The organism is Vagococcus sp., assembly GCF_036639995.1.
GTDB lineage: Bacteria > Bacillota > Bacilli > Lactobacillales > Vagococcaceae > Vagococcus.
In genome coordinates, this window is the sequence record NZ_JAVWHO010000006.1 from 61488 (window position 1) to 78698 (window position 17211).

The 17211-nt window shown below is 34.4% G+C and carries 17 protein-coding genes and 1 riboswitch; of the genes, 11 read left to right on the plus strand and 6 right to left on the minus strand.

Annotation, left to right across the window (positions count from 1 at the left end; translation table 11 throughout):
* Nucleotides 1–9 precede the first annotated feature (9 nt).
* Genes mutS through RR554_RS03565 form a run of 3 tightly spaced genes read right to left on the minus strand, consistent with a single transcriptional unit; the run spans nt 10 to nt 3820 of the window.
* Nucleotides 10–2598 (minus strand): DNA mismatch repair protein MutS, encoded by a 2589-nt coding sequence (gene mutS / locus RR554_RS03555; protein WP_332462873.1) that lies wholly within the window; start codon nt 2596–2598, stop codon nt 10–12.
* A gap of 4 nt (nt 2599–2602) precedes the next feature.
* Nucleotides 2603–2998, minus strand: a complete 396-nt coding sequence (locus RR554_RS03560; protein WP_332462874.1) for a YlbF family regulator — start codon at nt 2996–2998, stop codon at nt 2603–2605.
* Nucleotides 2999–3019: 21 nt separating this feature from the next.
* On the minus strand, nt 3020–3820 hold the full coding sequence (locus RR554_RS03565; RefSeq protein ID WP_332462875.1) for a TIGR00282 family metallophosphoesterase: 801 nt from the start codon (nt 3818–3820) through the stop codon (nt 3020–3022).
* 161 nt (nt 3821–3981) lie between these two features.
* On the opposite strand from RR554_RS03565, the gene RR554_RS03570 reads away from it, so the two are divergent.
* Genes RR554_RS03570 through RR554_RS03585 form a run of 4 tightly spaced genes read left to right on the plus strand, consistent with a single transcriptional unit; the run spans nt 3982 to nt 6578 of the window.
* Nucleotides 3982–4611 (plus strand): NAD-dependent epimerase/dehydratase family protein, encoded by a 630-nt coding sequence (locus RR554_RS03570; protein ID WP_332467426.1) that lies wholly within the window; start codon nt 3982–3984, stop codon nt 4609–4611.
* A gap of 20 nt (nt 4612–4631) precedes the next feature.
* Entirely contained in the window at nt 4632–5390 is a 759-nt protein-coding gene (coaB, locus tag RR554_RS03575; RefSeq protein WP_332467427.1) for a phosphopantothenate--cysteine ligase, read from the plus strand.
* Between the two features lie 12 nt (nt 5391–5402).
* Nucleotides 5403–5945 carry a phosphopantothenoylcysteine decarboxylase gene (locus RR554_RS03580; protein WP_332467428.1) on the plus strand — a complete coding sequence of 181 codons (543 nt, stop codon included), beginning with the start codon at nt 5403–5405 and terminating at the stop codon, nt 5943–5945.
* Nucleotides 5946–5957: 12 nt separating this feature from the next.
* A complete protein-coding gene (locus RR554_RS03585; protein ID WP_332467429.1) occupies nt 5958–6578 on the plus strand; it encodes an ECF transporter S component in 621 nt (206 codons plus the stop codon).
* Between the two features lie 230 nt (nt 6579–6808).
* On the opposite strand, the gene thiT is transcribed toward RR554_RS03585, so the two are convergent.
* On the minus strand, nt 6809–7366 hold the full coding sequence (thiT, locus tag RR554_RS03590) for an energy-coupled thiamine transporter ThiT (RefSeq protein WP_332462880.1): 558 nt from the start codon (nt 7364–7366) through the stop codon (nt 6809–6811).
* Nucleotides 7367–7686: 320 nt separating this feature from the next.
* Between thiT and RR554_RS03595 the strand changes: the two genes are divergently transcribed.
* Nucleotides 7687–8601, plus strand: coding sequence for a prenyltransferase (locus tag RR554_RS03595; RefSeq protein ID WP_332462881.1), 915 nt, complete (start codon nt 7687–7689; stop codon nt 8599–8601).
* 212 nt (nt 8602–8813) lie between these two features.
* On the opposite strand, the gene RR554_RS03600 is transcribed toward RR554_RS03595, so the two are convergent.
* On the minus strand, nt 8814–9410 hold the full coding sequence (locus RR554_RS03600; RefSeq protein WP_332467430.1) for a TetR/AcrR family transcriptional regulator: 597 nt from the start codon (nt 9408–9410) through the stop codon (nt 8814–8816).
* Nucleotides 9411–9537: 127 nt separating this feature from the next.
* Here RR554_RS03600 and RR554_RS03605 point away from each other — a divergent pair, with 127 nt between their 5' ends.
* From RR554_RS03605 to RR554_RS03615, 3 genes are all read left to right on the plus strand, one after another.
* Complete coding sequence (locus RR554_RS03605; RefSeq protein WP_332467431.1) at nt 9538–10647, plus strand: YibE/F family protein; 1110 nt, start codon at nt 9538–9540, stop codon at nt 10645–10647.
* Nucleotides 10637–11392 carry a YibE/F family protein gene (locus RR554_RS03610; protein ID WP_332462884.1) on the plus strand — a complete coding sequence of 252 codons (756 nt, stop codon included), beginning with the start codon at nt 10637–10639 and terminating at the stop codon, nt 11390–11392. The genes RR554_RS03605 and RR554_RS03610 overlap by 11 nt, the downstream gene beginning before the upstream one ends.
* Nucleotides 11393–11428: 36 nt before the next feature.
* A riboswitch (M-box (ykoK) riboswitch) is annotated at nt 11429–11597 on the plus strand.
* A 71-nt stretch (nt 11598–11668) separates the two neighbouring features.
* Complete coding sequence (locus tag RR554_RS03615; RefSeq protein WP_332462885.1) at nt 11669–11791, plus strand: hypothetical protein; 123 nt, start codon at nt 11669–11671, stop codon at nt 11789–11791.
* 59 nt (nt 11792–11850) lie between these two features.
* Here the strand turns inward: RR554_RS03615 and RR554_RS03620 are convergent, their stop codons facing one another.
* On the minus strand, nt 11851–12957 hold the full coding sequence (locus RR554_RS03620) for a 3D domain-containing protein (protein WP_332467432.1): 1107 nt from the start codon (nt 12955–12957) through the stop codon (nt 11851–11853).
* Nucleotides 12958–13102: 145 nt separating this feature from the next.
* Between RR554_RS03620 and RR554_RS03625 the strand changes: the two genes are divergently transcribed.
* The 3 genes from RR554_RS03625 to RR554_RS03635 all read left to right on the plus strand — a co-directional run.
* Complete coding sequence (locus RR554_RS03625) at nt 13103–13585, plus strand: nucleoside 2-deoxyribosyltransferase (RefSeq protein WP_332462887.1); 483 nt, start codon at nt 13103–13105, stop codon at nt 13583–13585.
* A 144-nt stretch (nt 13586–13729) separates the two neighbouring features.
* Entirely contained in the window at nt 13730–15469 is a 1740-nt protein-coding gene (locus RR554_RS03630) for an ABC transporter ATP-binding protein (RefSeq protein WP_332467433.1), read from the plus strand.
* A partial coding sequence (locus tag RR554_RS03635) for an ABC transporter ATP-binding protein (RefSeq protein ID WP_332467434.1) occupies nt 15462–17211 on the plus strand: 1750 nt, incomplete at its 3' end. The genes RR554_RS03630 and RR554_RS03635, both read left to right, overlap by 8 nt.

Genomic DNA, 17211 nt, shown 5'->3' on the forward strand with positions numbered 1-17211 from the left:
CCTAATTTTTTAAAGTTTTTTCTGTAATTGGAACAGACAATTCAGCGCGTCCATTGGTGTCATTTCAAGCAAGCTTAGCTGTTTTAACTCGTTTAAGACAGCTGATTCTTTCTCTGACACTTCTTCAAACAAGGACAATTGCTCTGTCTCTTCAGCAATCGAGCTTATTTCCATTTTTTCTTCATTAATCACAACATCCATCTCTGGTGTCTTAGCTTCTAAGTGGGCTAAAATATCTGAGGCGCGTTTTAATAAATTATCTGGTAGTCCCGCTAACTTTGCCACATGGACCCCGTAACTTTTATCGGCTGGACCGGTCATCATCTTATGTAAGAAAACAACTTCACCATCTTTTTCAACAGCGCCTACATGGATGTTTTTCAATCCTGACAATTCATCTTCTAACACCGTAATTTCATGATAATGTGTTGAAAATAGTGTCTTAGCTTTCACATTTTTATGGATGTACTCAATAATTGCTTGAGCTAATGCCATACCATCATAAGTTGCTGTACCTCGCCCAATTTCATCAAATAAAATTAAGCTTCTTGGTGTTGCATAAGAAAGAGCTTGATTAGCTTCCATCATTTCAACCATAAACGTACTTTGTCCTGAAATTAAATCATCAGACGCACCAATTCGAGTAAATATTTGATCAAAAATTGGTAACACAGCTTTTTCACATGGAACAAAACAACCGATTTGAGCCATAATAACTGTTAAAGCTAGTTGTCTCATGTATGTACTTTTACCTGACATGTTTGGTCCTGTAATTAATAAAATCGACGTTTCTTCATCCATCATGACTGAGTTTGGCACATATTCTTGATGACCTAACACTTTTTCAACCACAGGATGACGGCCTTCAATTAATTCCAGTTGGTGTTTGTGACTCACAAGTTCTGGTCGAACATAATGATAACTTTCACTGACATCAGCAAAACTCTTAATAACATCTAAGCTAGCAATGGATTTGGCCAATCTTTGTAAGAAATCAATGTCCTTTTTGACTTCTTCCCTGACACCTAAAAATAGTTGATACTCTAATTCTTGTGATTTTTCTTCTGACTCTAAGATAAGTGTTTCTATTTCTTTTAATTCTGGAGTAATATAACGCTCTGCATTAGCTAAAGTTTGTTTTCTTTCGTAGCGACCTTCTGGTAATAAATCAATATTACTTTTCGTTACCTCAATAAAATAACCAAACACGCGGTTAAATTTAATTTTTAAAGTTTTAATACCTGTTGCTTGGCGTTCTTTGGCTTCAAGTTCTGCAATCCATTGTTTGCCATTTCTCATCGCATCTCGGTATGTATCTAGTTGTTCATTGTATCCATCTTTAATCACATTACCTTCTGTAATCGCTAAGGGGGCTTCTTCATTAATCGCATGCTCCACTAGTTCGACTAATTCATAAGCAGGAACTAAATCAATTAATAGTTCATCCCACTGCCCGTCATTAATGCCTTCTAAAACTTGACGAATACCCGGTACTTGATTCAATGAGGTTTTCAGCTGAATTAAATCTCGACCATTAACTGTCCCAAAAGCCACTCGACCAGCAAGGCGCTCTAAATCATATACTTTTCTTAAACGGTCTTTTAAATCCATTCGTTCAAAATAGGCATTTAGCAAACTTTCCACCATATTTTGACGCGTTGTAATTTGTGTTTCCTGAACAAGAGGACGGTCTAACCACTGCTTTAATAAACGTGCGCCCATTGCTGTATTTGTTTCATCCAGCAGCCATAAAAGAGTTCCCTTTTTTTCTCCTGTTCGAATTGATTTAGCTAACTCTAAATTATATTTTGAGTAGTAATCCATTTTTAAAAACTGATCAGATTGATAACTAATTGCTTGTTGTAGATGATCTAGGCTACGTTTTTGCGTTACTTCAAGATAAGTGATTAATACTTTTGCCCCTTGCTTTAACGCCTCATTTTCTAAATTTGCAATCAAATGACTCATTTCTGAATTTGGTGAATGCTTCACGTCATGCTTAGAAATCAAAATATTGTGTTGATCTAATTTTTCTTCCAACTCAGTTGAAATACTTGAACCTACAACGATTTCTTTGGTCTGCAAGCTCTCACATTCATTAATAATGCTATCTACCATTTGAAGCAAGCTTACCTTAATCTCACCCGTACTTAAGTCAGCATAGGAAAAACTATACAATGCTTCTTCCTCAATGTAAGTCACTGCCGTTAAGTAATTGTTTTCTCTTGAAGCCACTTCACCTGTTGCCACACGTGTTCCAGGAGTTACAAGTTGAACCACTTCACGTTTAACCATTCCTTTGGTTGTTTTTGGGTCTTCGACTTGCTCACAAACAGCAACCTTATAACCTCGTTCAATCAACGTATCAATATAGCCTGCTGCTGCATGATGTGGCACACCACACATTGGAATTGGATCATCTGCATTTTTATTTCGACTTGTTAATGTTAACTCTAATAATTGTGATACTTCTTCAGCATCATCGTAAAATAACTCATAAAAATCACCTAAACGATAGAACAAAAAAGCGTCTGGATAATCTGCTTTAATACTAAAATACTGTTCCATCATTGGGGTTTGTTTCGTTTTTTGAGGCATTTCTTCACTCCTCTTTCATTGCCTGACTTAATTTATCTTCTAATCCATCGTTGACATTTCTTTCTAGCAAATAGGTAACGTGTTGCAGCAGATCATTTGCTTCAACTAACTTTTCTCGGTAAGCAATCACTAACGGATGCTCATCAAATTCTTTTTGTTTAGCGTTTGCTAAGCGCAACGCTTCTTTTTCTGCTTCTAATTTTTCGTAGTGATTAAACTGAACGGCATCTTTTTGATGGCCTTTAATTTCTTCAACTAGTTGTTTTAACCCGTCATGTTGATCGACTTTTAACGCTATTTTTTTATACGACACAATCACTTCTGTTTGATCTATTTTTTCTAGTAACTCATTTAACTTTAAGTCTATATTGTCTTCATATTGAAAATCACGTTTTTCCAAGGTCACCCCGCCTTTTCTATTTTATTCTTTAAACGGACGATCTGGATTGATAAGATTAGCTTCAATTTTTTTCGTCTTACCTGTTACATTATCAATATCAATCACACAATAAGACAAAAGTTCCCGACCTTCTGTTACTACTTCAAAACGATGAGGAAGTGCCGTTCTAAATTTTTCAATCACAGCTGTTCGGTCCATTCCTAAAATCCCGTCATAAGGTCCTGTCATTCCAACGTCTGTAATATAACCTGTCCCTTGAGGTAAAATTCTTGCGTCATTCGTTTGTACATGAGTATGTGTCCCTACAATGGCTGATACTCTTCCATCGATATACCAACTCATGGCTTGTTTTTCACTCGTTGTTTCTCCGTGAAAATCAACAAAAATATGAGGAGTTCTCTCTCTTGCTTCTTCAATTAACTCATCAATGACTGTAAACGGGTCATCGATAGCTGTCATAAACGCTCTAGCTTGTAAGTTAATCACGGCTAATTCTTGTTGATTCACTTTAACAAATACCATACCAACGCCAGGCGTGGTAGCTTTTGGAAAATTAGCTGGTCGCACCATCTTTTTAGCGTCATCAATAAACTCAAAAATCTGATGATTATCCCAAGTATGGTTACCTAATGTCACCACATCTGCACCATCTTGAAGCAATTTTTTATATATTTTTTCTGTAATCCCACGACCTGCTGCGGCATTTTCACCGTTCACAATAGTGACTTGTGGGCGATATTTTTTCTTTAACTTTGGTAAATATGTACTGATTGTTTCTCTTCCTAATGATCCTACTACGTCTCCGCAAAATAAAATTCGCATGAATGAGTCCTCTTTTCTAATTAGCTACTTGCTATATTCTATCAATTTTTGACCTTAAATAAAAGCAATCTTGATTTTACTTGCGCTCTCTTTTCTCCATTATTCCCAAAGAATATGTTAAAATAATTATCATTGAAAATATCACAAAGGAGTTAGGAGAAATGACACAGTCTATTATTGTTTTTGGTGGTAGCGGTTTTATTGGTCAAGCGGTCTGTAAAGAAGCGATTAAACGTAATATTTCAGTCATTAGTATTTCTAAACACGGTAAACCTAAAATAGATGAATTATGGCTATCACACCATTTAATCACTTGGTTAGCCATAGATATATTTCAAGATGATTCTTGGGAAAAATATCTCACTCCTGGGGTTACTTGTATTAATCTCATTGGGATTTTATTTGAACAGAAGAAAAAGGGACTAACCTATGACAAAATGATTGTTCTTTCTAATCATTTAATTAGTGAAAAAGCTGAGATAAATCAAACGCCTTATATTTTCTTATCGGCAAAAGCAGGTCCTTGTGGTTATATAAAGGCAAAAAAAAAAGCCGAGACCGAATTACTAAAAAGAAAAAATCCAACGATTATCATTCGAAGCGGGTTAGTGACAACTAAACGTAGGCCTTTTGTTTATACTCAAGGTATGATGATTAAAACAGCTAGTCACCTACCTTTTGTTAAACGTACAGCTGAAAAAGTTTATCCTACACCGTTAAAAACATTAGTCGCAGTCATTTTAAACGAAGCTATCACACCTAGCTTTAAAATAATTGAAGATATTCACTAATAAAAAGGAGCTATAACAAAATGAACCTATTAATTACAGCCGGTGGTACCTCAGAAAAAATTGATGATGTCCGCCATTTAACCAATCACGCCACAGGAACTCTAGGAAAAGAAATCGCTCATTCCTTAGAAAAGGATGATGTTACTATATACTATATCCATGGACCACAAGCTGTATTACCTAAAAATAAAGAGATTAAATTTTTTTCGATTCATTCTGTTCAGGAATTGTATCAGACAATGGAAGAACTACTAACTACCATTTCTTTTGATTACGTCATTCATAGTATGGCTGTTAGCGATTATGAGCTAGATACAGCAAGTAATGAAGAGCTCCTTGCTAAAAAAATTGCCCAAACTATTGAAGATACACAGCCCAAATCGCAAGAAACCTTGGTTGAGTTGATTAAAAACACCTTAATGGATACTAAGGACTTATCCCAACCTACTCAGAAAAAAATTAGTTCTAAAAATGAAAAACTGATTTTAATTATGGGAAAAGCACCAAAAGTCATTACCAAAATCAAAGAATGGCAACCTAATACAAAACTGATTGGGTTTAAATTACTTGTGGATGTTTCTGAAGAGGAATTAGTGAATGTTGCCAAAGAAAGTATCATTAAAAATCAAGCCGATTGGATTTTGGCTAATGATTTAACCACTATTAACGGAGACAACCATATTGGATTACTTGTCTCAAATTCAGGAATCAACCAACGTTTTTCAACTAAAAAAGAAATCGCTCAAGGCCTAAGAAATCTCGTCTTGACTAACAAATAAAGGAGAATAGTTATGCCAACTGTACTACTCGGTGTTTCAGCTAGTATATCAGCTTATAAAGCGGCTGATATTGTTAGCCAATTAAAGAAAAAACAAATTGATGTGGAAGTTATCATGACCACTAACAGCACAAAAATCATTCCAGAACTAACGCTTCAAGTTCTTTCTAAAAACGAAGTTCACACTGATGTTATGCGTGAAAATAGACCAACTGACATTAATCATATTGATTTAGTTAAACGAGCTGATTTATTTGTTGTCGCGCCTGCATCAGCCAATATTATTGGAAAAATAGCAAATGGTATTGCTGATGATATGTTATCAACAACAGCTTTAGCTGTTCATGATATTCCTAAATTAATTGCACCAGCAATGAATACCTATATGTATGAAAATTTAGCAATGCAAGATAATTTAGAAAAGTTAAATCGTTACGGCTACACATTGATTGAACCAAAGACAAGTTTACTAGCTTGCGGCGATTACGGAAAAGGGGCTCTTGCTGATGTTGACGAGATTGTAGCAACTATTTGCGAGTTCCTAGACAAAAAATAAGGAGCCAAACTATTGAAAACAAAACAACTAACACTAACCGCGATTTTTTTATCTATAATTCTTCTGTTTTCATTTACGCCACTTGGCTTTATTAATTTAGGGTTTATCAAAGCAACCCTAGTTCATATTCCAGTTATTATCGGCGCAATTATCTTAGGCCCACGAATTGGGGCGTTGCTTGGGCTATCATTTGGGGTCTTAAGTATGGTGATTAATACCATGACACCCTCTATTTTGTCTTTTGCCTTTTCACCCTTTATTCCCGTTTTAGGAACAAACGAAACAAGTCTTTGGGCGATTGTTATTGCTCTTGTGCCTCGTATTTTAACAGGCGTTGTACCCTATTATGTGTTTAAATGGCTACAAAATAAAAAAATGGGAACTAAATCAGCACTTTTTATTTCTGGTGTCACAGGTTCTATGGTAAATACTATTTTAGTTATGAACCTTATTTATTTTATTTTCCAAGATGCCTATGCAGCATCTAAAAATATAGCCGTTGGCGAGGGTCTATATAAAGCTGTATTGTCTGTCATCTTTATAAATGGGGTCCCAGAAGCGATTGTTGCTGGAATAGCAACAAGTGCTGTCGCCTTTGTCCTTCTAAAGGTCTATCAAAAAAATCAGTCTTAAGGTTGACGAAATATCTTTTTCGGGATGCTATTATAAAGACATCAACGATATAGGAAATTTAATTAAAGAAATCAAGAATAAGTGATGATTATCCCTCCAGATATATCATGCAAACAGGACGTTATTTTTCTTTCTTAACTAACCTTTCCTACTTAATTTTAATTTAATGAATAATGTAGAAAAACAGCCGATGATCCCCCTCATCGGCTGTTTATTTTTATCTGTTCTATTTATTCGGCTAAAAATAACTTAGGGCTTTTCTTGAATAGTAATAAAACAACAATATAGGTTGCAATCCCTGTTAAAATCGCACTCGTTCCATTGATAACTAATGAATACATTACGGGGCTTAATCCCCATAAAGCATATTTTCCCCAGAAGATAACTCCTGCTGAAAAATGACAAAGGTAACGTGCCAACGTTCCTACAACCGTACCAATCAATAAATAATAACTTACCTTTTTACTGTTTTCCTTAATACCTTCTTGAACTTTTGTGGCATATAATCCAGTAAAACCAACAAACGTGTAGGCCAATAAGTATTCAATTAACGCTTGTGATACCGTTAAGATATACGCTTTTCCTAATAAAAAATGGAGTAATCCCCAAATCAATCCACTATAAAGCCCTGCCTTTGCTCCTCTTCTAAAAGAGTACACAATCACAGGAATCATACCAATTGATATGGAAAATCCTGGTCCAAATTTTAACGGTACAAAAGACAGTGCCATAGCAAATGCCGCGGCTATAGCGCCTTCTATCCATACTCGTGATTTTGATGACATCATAATAAAAACTCCCCCTTTGCTTGTATTGTCAACCGACCATACAACAAAAGAGGAGTAAATTTATCTTTTACTCCATCACAATTCCTACGCTTGTCCTAACAAATTCAGGTTCTAGGGTTTAGAATAATCTTACTCAATCTCAGCTACTGCTCCCCTTTGTGATGGTTACGGTATTTAAATGTCTTCGTGAGATAGTATCTCACTGAACCAAGTAATAGTCAATGATGAACCCAAAACTTTCTTTTTTTCACAAACTAATTACTTTGCTATTTTTTTAATGTTTGCTAAGATATAACAAGTTTTTAACAGGAGGCACACTTATGTCAAAAGAAAAATTATCCTTCAAACAATTTTGGGAACTCTCTGAAATTTACACGGCACCACTTAATTTATTTATTATTTTACTTGGCGTATCCGCTGCTAAGTTTATTCAGCAACTGTCTTTATCAAAAGATCTGCTCATTTTTATTGGCATTATTCTCTGTTTCCATCTTTCGGTAAATATTTTTAACCATTGGATGGACTATCAACATGCTAGCGATCTTCATTTTAAAGAAAAAACGAATATCATCGGGCGAGAGCATTTATCGATTTCAGTGGTTAAACGTTACTTTTACACCTTTATGATTTTAGCCGCACTTTTTGGACTTTACTTAGTCAGCCAAACCACTATTATTATCGGTATCTTGGGAATGCTAGGCTTTTACATTGGTTTATTTTATTCTTACGGAAAATACCCCATTAACAGTTTGTTTTTAGCTGAAACAATTACTTCTATCGCCAGCGGCTTTTTTATCATGTTTATTGCCTTTTATTTGGCTATTCCACACCGAGAAGTAGTTAATACTCGAATCATTTTATCTCTTTTTTTTATTAGCTTACCGTTAGTTTTAAGCATGTTTAACAACCTGTTAGCTAATAACACCTGTGACTTAGAAGAAGATATTAATAACGGAAGAAAGACTCTTGTCTACTACATTGGAAAAAAACACGCAGTCACACTCTTACTCACTCTAACAATAGCAAGTTATCTTTGGATTGGTATATTAGTTTATCTAAAGCTTGCTCCGATTGTCACACTCGGCTTACTAATTTTACTACCAATCACTCTAAAAGAATTAAAAAAATACACTCAATACCAAGATAAAAAAGAAACATTTCCAGTTGTGTTAAAAACAATGTCTGTCATGATGGTTCTATATCCCATTATTTATGCTTTAGGCGGCTTCTTTTAACGACAAAAAAAGACCTGCTCAACTCTATTAATTAAGAGTGACTTGCCTTTTAATAACCATTTATTAATTAGATAAAATCAGCCTAAAGAACGAATATTTCTAGTTTAGCTATTCCAGAATAGAATAGCTAAACTATTTTTTTATAGTCGATTAACCTTGGTATAACAACTTTTTCGAGCTAAAAAATAAAAAACCATCTGTTTTGTCATTTTTTATTTTTCTTTTGCTTGGTATCTAATTAAACCTAAACATAAATCATAACGTTCCTCAGTTGTTGTCATTTCTTCTTTTAAGCCATTTAGAATTAAATCAATAAATGTTCGACAAATAATTTTATAAAAGCGTAACATATCTTGAATGACAGGTTCTTCAATTGCTTCAATATCAAAAACCTTTTTTAATCGGTCTTCTGCCATTTCTCGAATCATTTTTTCTTTTATTCCTTCATATGCCGTTTGCTCATTTTTATCCAGCATAATCACAATCTCTCGGTAGTTATTAACAAGTATTTTCAAGTGTTTTTCAATCAATTCAAAAGCTGCGTCATCTGACACTGCGTCTATTAGATAATCATTGTAAGCTTCCAGTAATGCCATTAAATTCTCTTCAAAATAGACCACTGTATTTTGAGAAACAACTGTATAAAATAAGTCATCTTTATTTTCAAAATACGTATAGACATTTCCAACAGACATGCCCATCTGTTTTCCAATATCACTTATTTTTGTCTTGTCGTACCCTTTTTCATAAAAAAGTTGAAGTGCAGTTTCTTGTATTTTCATTTGAATGTCTTTCTTTTTAAGTTGCACACTAATCACTTCCTTACGATTTTTTTATTTTATTATATCACGAAGGCTTTTACCTTTTCATTTCCTTACTCTTTTAAAGAATGGTAAACTTTGTAACGAGCTATTATTTCACGAAGGGGCTAACATCATGTTTTCATTAACAACCACCAAAAAAATCAGTTTAATCATCCTATTGCTTTGTACTTTATTAGCAGTCTACGCTTCTTTTCAATTTGAGCTGCGTACCCAAACTGTTGGCAAAATCATTTCCGAAACAAATCTCCAAACTGAAAAACAAGTAGATGAGCACGGAAATTCTGATGAGACTACCCAACAACAATTAAATCTTCTTATCTTAAATCATGACCTAAAAGGAAAAATGGTAACCATCCAAAATAGTTACTCTACATCTCAAGTAAAAGATCATAAGTATCATAAAAACGAGTATGTGTTTTTACAAGTTGAATCAAAAAACGAAGAATTATCTGGACATATTATCGAGCTAAAAAGAGATCATTATTTAATTTTATTAACTAGTTTACTTTTACTCATTTTAATTTTAATGAGTGATTTATCTGGTCTTCTAACCTTTTTTAGTTTTCTTGTTAACGGTCTTCTTTTATCAGGTATATTTCTTTGGTATCAAAAAATTAACAGCCATTTACTTGTTTTGCTATTTTTAATTACTATTCCTATTTTGGTCACTCTCACACTGACTATCGCAAATGGGTGGAACAAAAAAACACAATTGGCTATTTTTACGACTCTGATTGGCAGTCTATTAACTTTTTTAATTGGATTTGTGGTCATCACTCTTCTTTCTCACAAAGGACTGCACTATGAGGAGATGGAGCTTGTAACACGTCCACCTCAAATTTTATTTTTAAGTAGCTTACTCATTGGCTGTATTGGTGCTGTAATGGATGTCGCAATAACCATTATTTCTTCCTTATTTGAATTAATCGAAACAAAACATATGATAACCTCCTCTGAGCTAAAAAAAGCTGGGACTCAAATTGGAGAAGATATTATGGGGCCTATGATTAACATTATGTTTTTTTCTTATCTAAGTGGAGCTATTCCTCTTGTTTTAATTTTTTTGAAAAATCAAATGTCCTTTAATTATACTTTCTCCATTGTCCTTTCTTTAGAAATAGCAAGAGCGCTTGTTGGAAGTATCGGAATTATCCTTGCTATTCCTCTGACGATCCACTTCACACTTTTTGTCTTTAAAAGGGGGAAATTAAATGAGTGTTAATAGCGTGCTTCTTTTAATTTTTATTTTATTACTATGGAAAATTGGTGGCTCAAAAGGGAAATTGACGCTAGCTGCTCTTGGTTTTAACTTACTATTTATGTTTGTCATGCTTATTTTAATCAATTGGGGATTTCCTGTTTTTCCTTTAACACTAATAACGAGCATTCTTATTACTGGAATGAATTTATTTTTCATAAATGGGTATCATTTAAAAACTCAATTTGCTTTTATTAGTAGTCTCCTTGTTCTTTCGATGATGGTTTTACTTATCTTTATGACCGTTCGTTTGATGCACTTAGAAGGTATCCCTAATGAAGAGTTGATGGAGATGGATATGTACTCCTTAAATATTGGGCTCTCATTTACTTCACTAAGTGTTTCGGTCATGGTCATGAGTGTTATTGGTGCGATTAATGATATTACGATCTCTATCACGTCTGCCATCTACGAATTAAATCAAAATGTACCGACTCTATCGAAACAGAAATTGGTCCAATCTGGGCTTGTCATTGGAAAAGATGTGTTAGGTTCCACTATGAATACCTTGATTTTTGCTTTAGTTGGCGGACAATTAGCACTTTTTATTTGGGTCAGTGATTTGCATTATTCGATAACTCAATTGTTTAATACTAAAATACTAGTTATTGAATGGGCTAACCTTTTAATTAGCGGTATTGCTATTTCACTTGCGATTCCTATTACCACTTTTCTTATGGTCTATCGTCTCAAAAGGGATATTAGTTGACACTAAATCTCAGACGTGTTAACTTTATATACGTTAATTGAATATTGTTAGGTGAGGCTCCTATGCAAACACAGGCTATTGCCCAAAAACGTCGAGAGACACCAATGGGTAGAACAGGAATTGTCGAATACAAGGCTCTTTTTAAGATAGCTAAGATTTATCTTTACGTTGTATAGTGCTAAAGCTCAACATGTTAGTGATATATCACAAATTTGTTAGACATTACTCCTTGCCGATTCTTTTTGGTGAGGTTTTTTTATTAAGGGAGGTGGAAGTATGACCATTATTTTAGCTAGTTTTGTTATTGCAGCACACATCGTTGGACACAATATGACTGAAATTACGGCCACTACTGTTGAGCTAGAAGACCCAGATCCCGCCGCTACATTCAATAATTAAAATTAACAAAAAAATACCGTAAAGATAACAGCTTGGCTGCTCTTTACGGTATTTTCTATTTATCTAACAGTTACGCTAACTGATCTGCGTCCCCAATTTTTACATTCATCAATTGTATTGAAATGTAAATCAATACGGTTACCAACAATATCTCCACCAGTATCTCCTGCTACGGCAATTCCGTAACCAGATACTTCTACTACTGAACCTAAAGGAATTGTTCCAGGGTCAACAGCAATAACGCGAGAGTTTTGACGTAAGTCGATTCCTGTTGCTGTATAGAAGCTTAAACCTGGTTGTGTGTAAGAATAACCAGTTGCTTCCATTTGCATTGTTTGTCCACCACTTGAAGGTTCCGCTGGTTTTGGTTCTTCTGGTGTTGTTTCTTGTTCTGGAGTTGCTACTTCTTCTTTAACAGGTTGAGACACTTTTGTTGTTGAAGAAATTGGCGCTTTGTCTTTCTCAGCTGTTTCACGTGTTTGTGCTTTTGCTTCTACTTCTTTTCTATTAGCTACTTCAACAGCAACTTTTTTAGCTTTTGCTTCTTTGACCATTTTATCTTTTGATAATTTATCAAGAACTGCTTGATTGTTGCTCAACTCAGCTTTTAATGAATCTACATCATTTTCTAAAGAGGTTGCTTCTTGCTCCATTGTGCTTTGTTTTTCTGTTAAAGAAGCTTTGTCTGTTTCCAAACTTCCTCTTAATTCATCTAATTTAGCTTTGTCTTCTGCTAAAGAATCCACTTTGGCTTTTTCAGCACCTTGAAGAACAGTTACTGCATAGACACGGTTAAAGAAATCTGACATGTTTTCTGCTGTTAAGATAGCATCCATCACACCCATTGAAGAGTTATTTTCTTGCATATTTTTCATGCGGTCGCCCATTAATACAGTGCGTTTTTCAATACTCTTTTCTGTTTCTTTAATGTTATTTTGTGTTTCTTTAATTGTTTCTTCTGTTTTACTAACTTCTGATTTTAACGATTCTACTTCTTGATACTTTGTATTAACTGAATCAAGAGCTTTGTCTATCTTGCTACTAATTTCCACGCTTTCTTTTTTCACAGACTCCTCTTTACTATCTGCTGCTAAAGAAATAACTGGTGAAAAAGATAAAGCTACTATAGATAAAAACGTTATGGATAGTCCTTTTACTTTCAACAATGACAACACCTTTCAATTCATACCGACCTTTTATTCTTTACCAATTATACAAGAAGAAGAGTGTTTCATTGTAACAATTCCTTTACAAATTATTACAGTTTGAGATAAGCTATAGGTAATCATGTAACAGTTAGGAGTTTTTTTCATGTCAAAACAAATTTACTTTGCAAGCCCTCTCTTTTCAGATATGGAGCTTCATTACAACGCTTACCTTGTTAAAAAAATTAGAGAAATGTATCCAGATGTCCGTGTTTACCTACCTCAGGAACAAGGAGAAATAAACGATAAAAATAGTTATGCTAGCTCAAAAATGATTGCTAAATACGATACTGATGCTTTGCTTGATAGCCAGTTAATTGTAGCCATTTTAGATGGTGTGAGCATTGATGTTGGTGTTGCTTCTGAAATTGGTGTAGCTTATCACGCTGGTATTCCCGTCCTTGGGCTATTTACCGACTCAAGACAAAAGGGTGCAGATAACCCGCAGAAACTAGCTGCTCTAAGTGAAGCAGGAGAGTCACAATTTCCTTATGTTAATCTGTACACTGCTGGTTTAATTAAGCTTAACGGAGAAATCTGTAACAATGAAGAACAATGGTTAGAAACAATTAAAACTTACTTAGCTTAAAAATAGTATAGTCAAACACACGACGTTTTGGTTCATTCCAACATCGTGTGTTTTTTTATTTAAACGTTTTAAAACCTTCCCTTTCAAAATCAATTTGTCTAGCGTACAATGTGAGTATTCAAATAAAATCGAGAGGATGATTCAGTGTTTTCTCTGCTACGTTTTGCCAAAAAATATAAGAAACAACTTATTCTAGGACCTTTCTTTAAACTCCTCGAAGCTATTTTAGAACTATTACTTCCCTTTTATATGGCTAAGTTAATTGACCAAGGCATTAAACAACAAGACATTAGCTACACCCTTAAAATGGGTGGTTACATGCTTATTATGTCCCTTGTCGGACTTATTTGTGTCATGATTTGTCAATATTACGCTTCTATTGCCTCTCAAGGATTTGGGACGGAACTTCGAAATGAAATGATGGCAAAAATTAATCAATTTTCTCATAAAGAAATTGATAAATTTGGAACATCTACTTTAATTACACGAACAACAAGTGACATCAATCAACTACAACTAGCCCTTGCAATGCTCATTCGACTCGTTATTCGAGCGCCCTTTTTAAGCATTGGTTCCATTATTATGGCTTTTTATATCGACACGCAGATGGGCCTTATCTTTTTGATGACCATTCCTATTTTTGCGCTAATTCTTTTCTTTATTATGAAAAAAACGGTTCCTCTATACAAAAAGGTTCAGTTTAAAATTGATCATTTGAATAGTGTTATTAGCGAAAATCTAAGTGGCGTTCGGGTTATTCGAGCGTTTGCTAAAAAGGATGAAGACATTACTAATTTCGGTGAGGTTGGGGATGACTTAGCTCAAGCTTATACAAATGTAACAAATATCTCGGCACTCCTTTCACCAACTACTATTTTTATCATGAATATGGCTATTGCGTTTATTCTTTACTTTGGTGGTCTTAGTGTTAATACTGGTCGCCTACAATCAGGGCAAATTTTAGCGTTAATTAATTACATGACTCAAATGCTCCTTGCTCTCATTGTGGTTGCTAACTTAGTGGTTATTTTTACAAGAGCCTTTGCTTCAGCTAATCGAGTAGAAGAAGTTTTTCAAACAACACCTGAAATCATAACCACACAACCTAAAGATATTATTCCTTGGAAAAAAGATGTTACGTTAGACTTCAATCATGTTTCTTTTAGGTACACGGAAAAAAGTGGTTATGTTCTAGAAGATATTAATTTTTCACTTAAAAAGAATCAAACAATGGGAATTATCGGCCCTACTGGTAGTGGTAAAACAACAGTTACTCAATTAATCCCGCATTTTTATCCCGTAACAACAGGTGAGATATTCCTTAATGAGCAAGATATTACTAGCTTTTCTACAGGCGAATTAAGACAACATATTGCTATGGTTCCTCAAAAAAGCGCGTTATTTAGTGGTACAATTCGCAGTAATTTATTACTTGGAAAAAATGACGCTACAGACGACGAATGCTTCGAAGCCTTGGAGATGGCCCAATGTTTAGATTTTGTTAATTCTCTTCCAGAAAAATTAGAAGCACCTGTCTTTGCACAAGGTAAAAATTTTTCTGGCGGTCAAAAACAACGTTTAAGTATCGCTCGCGCCTTTATTCGAAAACCAGATTTACTTATCATGGATGATTCTCTAAGTGCTCTTGATTATCAAACTGACTTACTTATTAGAGAATCCATGAAAAAAAATCTAACAGAAACTTCTGTCATTATTATCTCGCAAAGAGTTTCTTCCGTTAAAGATGCTGATAATATTTTAGTACTAAATGAAGGAAAACAAGTTGGCTTTGGTTCTCATGAATTACTTCTGAGAGATTCTCTCACTTACCAAAATATCGTTAACTCACAAAACGAAAAAAAGAAGGTGATCTCACATGCGTAAAAGACATTTATCAGCAGAACCTGTTCATCGTTTTCTTCCTTATTTAACAACATTTAGAAAAGAAATTATCCTTGCAACTTTGCTAGGGATTATTAATGGTATCACTGCTGTAACCATGACTTTTTACATTGGTAAAGCAGTGGACACTATGATAGGTAAACAGCAAACAGACTTAGAACAGTTACTCCATATTATCTTGCTGTTAGTTGGTATTACACTCATCACCGCACTTTCTCAGTGGTTAATCCAGATACTTGGTAATAAAGTCGCCTATTTTTCCGTTGCTAAACTTAGAAAAGATGCCTTTATCCACTTAAATCAATTGCCACTACGTTTTTATGACCAGACAGCTCATGGTGACATTATGAGCCGATTTACTAATGATCTGGACTATGTTTCAGAAGCCTGCGCTGCCATTTTTAACAATGTCTTTTCAGGTATGACTATCGTGGTTATTTCTCTGATTAGTATGCTCTTTCTTAGTCCCATATTAACTTCAATTGTTTTACTATCGACTATTCTAATCTTTTTAGTTAACTGGGTGGTCGCACGTGGGTCTCAAAAAAAATTTCAAACACAACAGCAAACTGTGGGAAATTTATCAGGTTTTCTATCAGAAACAGTATCTGAACAAAAAATCATTAAAGCTTTTCAATTTGAGGATAACTCTTTAGAAAATTTCAAAAAAATTAATCATGAACTGCAACTGACAGGTGAAAAAGCGCAGTTTATTTCTTCTTTAACTAATCCATTATCCCGATTTGTAGATCATTTAGGATATCTTGCTATTGGTGTAGTTGGAGGTGTTCTTGTTATCAACAAGACAGGAAACGTTACAGTAGGTATTATCACTAGTTTTATTATTTACTCTAGTCAATTTTCAAAACCATTTATCGAATTATCAGGTATTACAACACAAATTCAAACTGCTTTAGCAGGTTTAGGACGAATTTTTCAGTTAATCGATGAACCAAAAGAAGAAGCTGACCTGCCAGGTTCAACCAACCTTATTAAAGAAGGCCAAATTGAATTTAAGCACGTCGCTTTCTCTTATAAAAAGGAACAGCCTTTAATTGAAAACTTCAATTTAGTCGTGGAAGCTGGTGAGACAATCGCTATTGTTGGTAAAACTGGTGCTGGAAAATCAACATTAGTCAATTTACTGATGCGTTTTTATGATGTCACTAAGGGTGATATTTTAATTGATGGCACATCAATTAACCACATTCCTCGAGACATATTACGCCAATCTTTTGGAATGGTTCTTCAAGAAACTTGGTTATTTAATGGTACTATTTGGGATAATTTAACATTTGGTAACCCAGATGCTAGTAATGAACAAGTCATCGCAGCTTGTAAAGATGCTTCTATCTATCACTTTATCTCAACTCTTCCTGATGGATTTCACACCCATCTAGGTCAGAGTGGTCTAAGCATTTCCGATGGACAAAAACAACTTTTAACGATTGCTAGAACAATGATTAGTCAACCTAAAATGTTAATTTTAGATGAAGCCACTAGCTCAGTTGATACATTAACAGAACAACACATCCAAGACGCTTTCTTAAATATGATGAAAAACAAAACTAGTTTTGTCATTGCTCATCGTCTTTCAACTATCCAAGAAGCTGATAAAATTCTTGTTATGGATCAAGGAAAAGTTGTTGAGGTTGGAACGCATGACGAACTGTTGACGATTCAGGATGGTTTCTATTACACTCTGTATCACGCACAGTTTAAAC

What these genes read in the sequence shown, in the direction of transcription:
- mutS (WP_332462873.1), bottom strand. Translation starts at nt 2,598, where the DNA reads ATGCCTCAAAAAACGAAACAAACCCCAATGATGGAACAGTATTTTAGT.
- RR554_RS03565 (WP_332462875.1), bottom strand. Translation starts at nt 3,820, where the DNA reads ATGCGAATTTTATTTTGCGGAGACGTAGTAGGATCATTAGGAAGAGAA.
- RR554_RS03570 (WP_332467426.1), top strand. Translation starts at nt 3,982, where the DNA reads ATGACACAGTCTATTATTGTTTTTGGTGGTAGCGGTTTTATTGGTCAA.
- coaB (WP_332467427.1), top strand. Translation starts at nt 4,632, where the DNA reads ATGAACCTATTAATTACAGCCGGTGGTACCTCAGAAAAAATTGATGAT.
- RR554_RS03580 (WP_332467428.1), top strand. Translation starts at nt 5,403, where the DNA reads ATGCCAACTGTACTACTCGGTGTTTCAGCTAGTATATCAGCTTATAAA.
- thiT (WP_332462880.1), bottom strand. Translation starts at nt 7,366, where the DNA reads ATGATGTCATCAAAATCACGAGTATGGATAGAAGGCGCTATAGCCGCG.
- RR554_RS03595 (WP_332462881.1), top strand. Translation starts at nt 7,687, where the DNA reads ATGTCAAAAGAAAAATTATCCTTCAAACAATTTTGGGAACTCTCTGAA.
- RR554_RS03605 (WP_332467431.1), top strand. Translation starts at nt 9,538, where the DNA reads ATGTTTTCATTAACAACCACCAAAAAAATCAGTTTAATCATCCTATTG.
- RR554_RS03610 (WP_332462884.1), top strand. Translation starts at nt 10,637, where the DNA reads ATGAGTGTTAATAGCGTGCTTCTTTTAATTTTTATTTTATTACTATGG.
- RR554_RS03615 (WP_332462885.1), top strand. Translation starts at nt 11,669, where the DNA reads ATGACCATTATTTTAGCTAGTTTTGTTATTGCAGCACACATCGTTGGA.
- RR554_RS03625 (WP_332462887.1), top strand. Translation starts at nt 13,103, where the DNA reads ATGTCAAAACAAATTTACTTTGCAAGCCCTCTCTTTTCAGATATGGAG.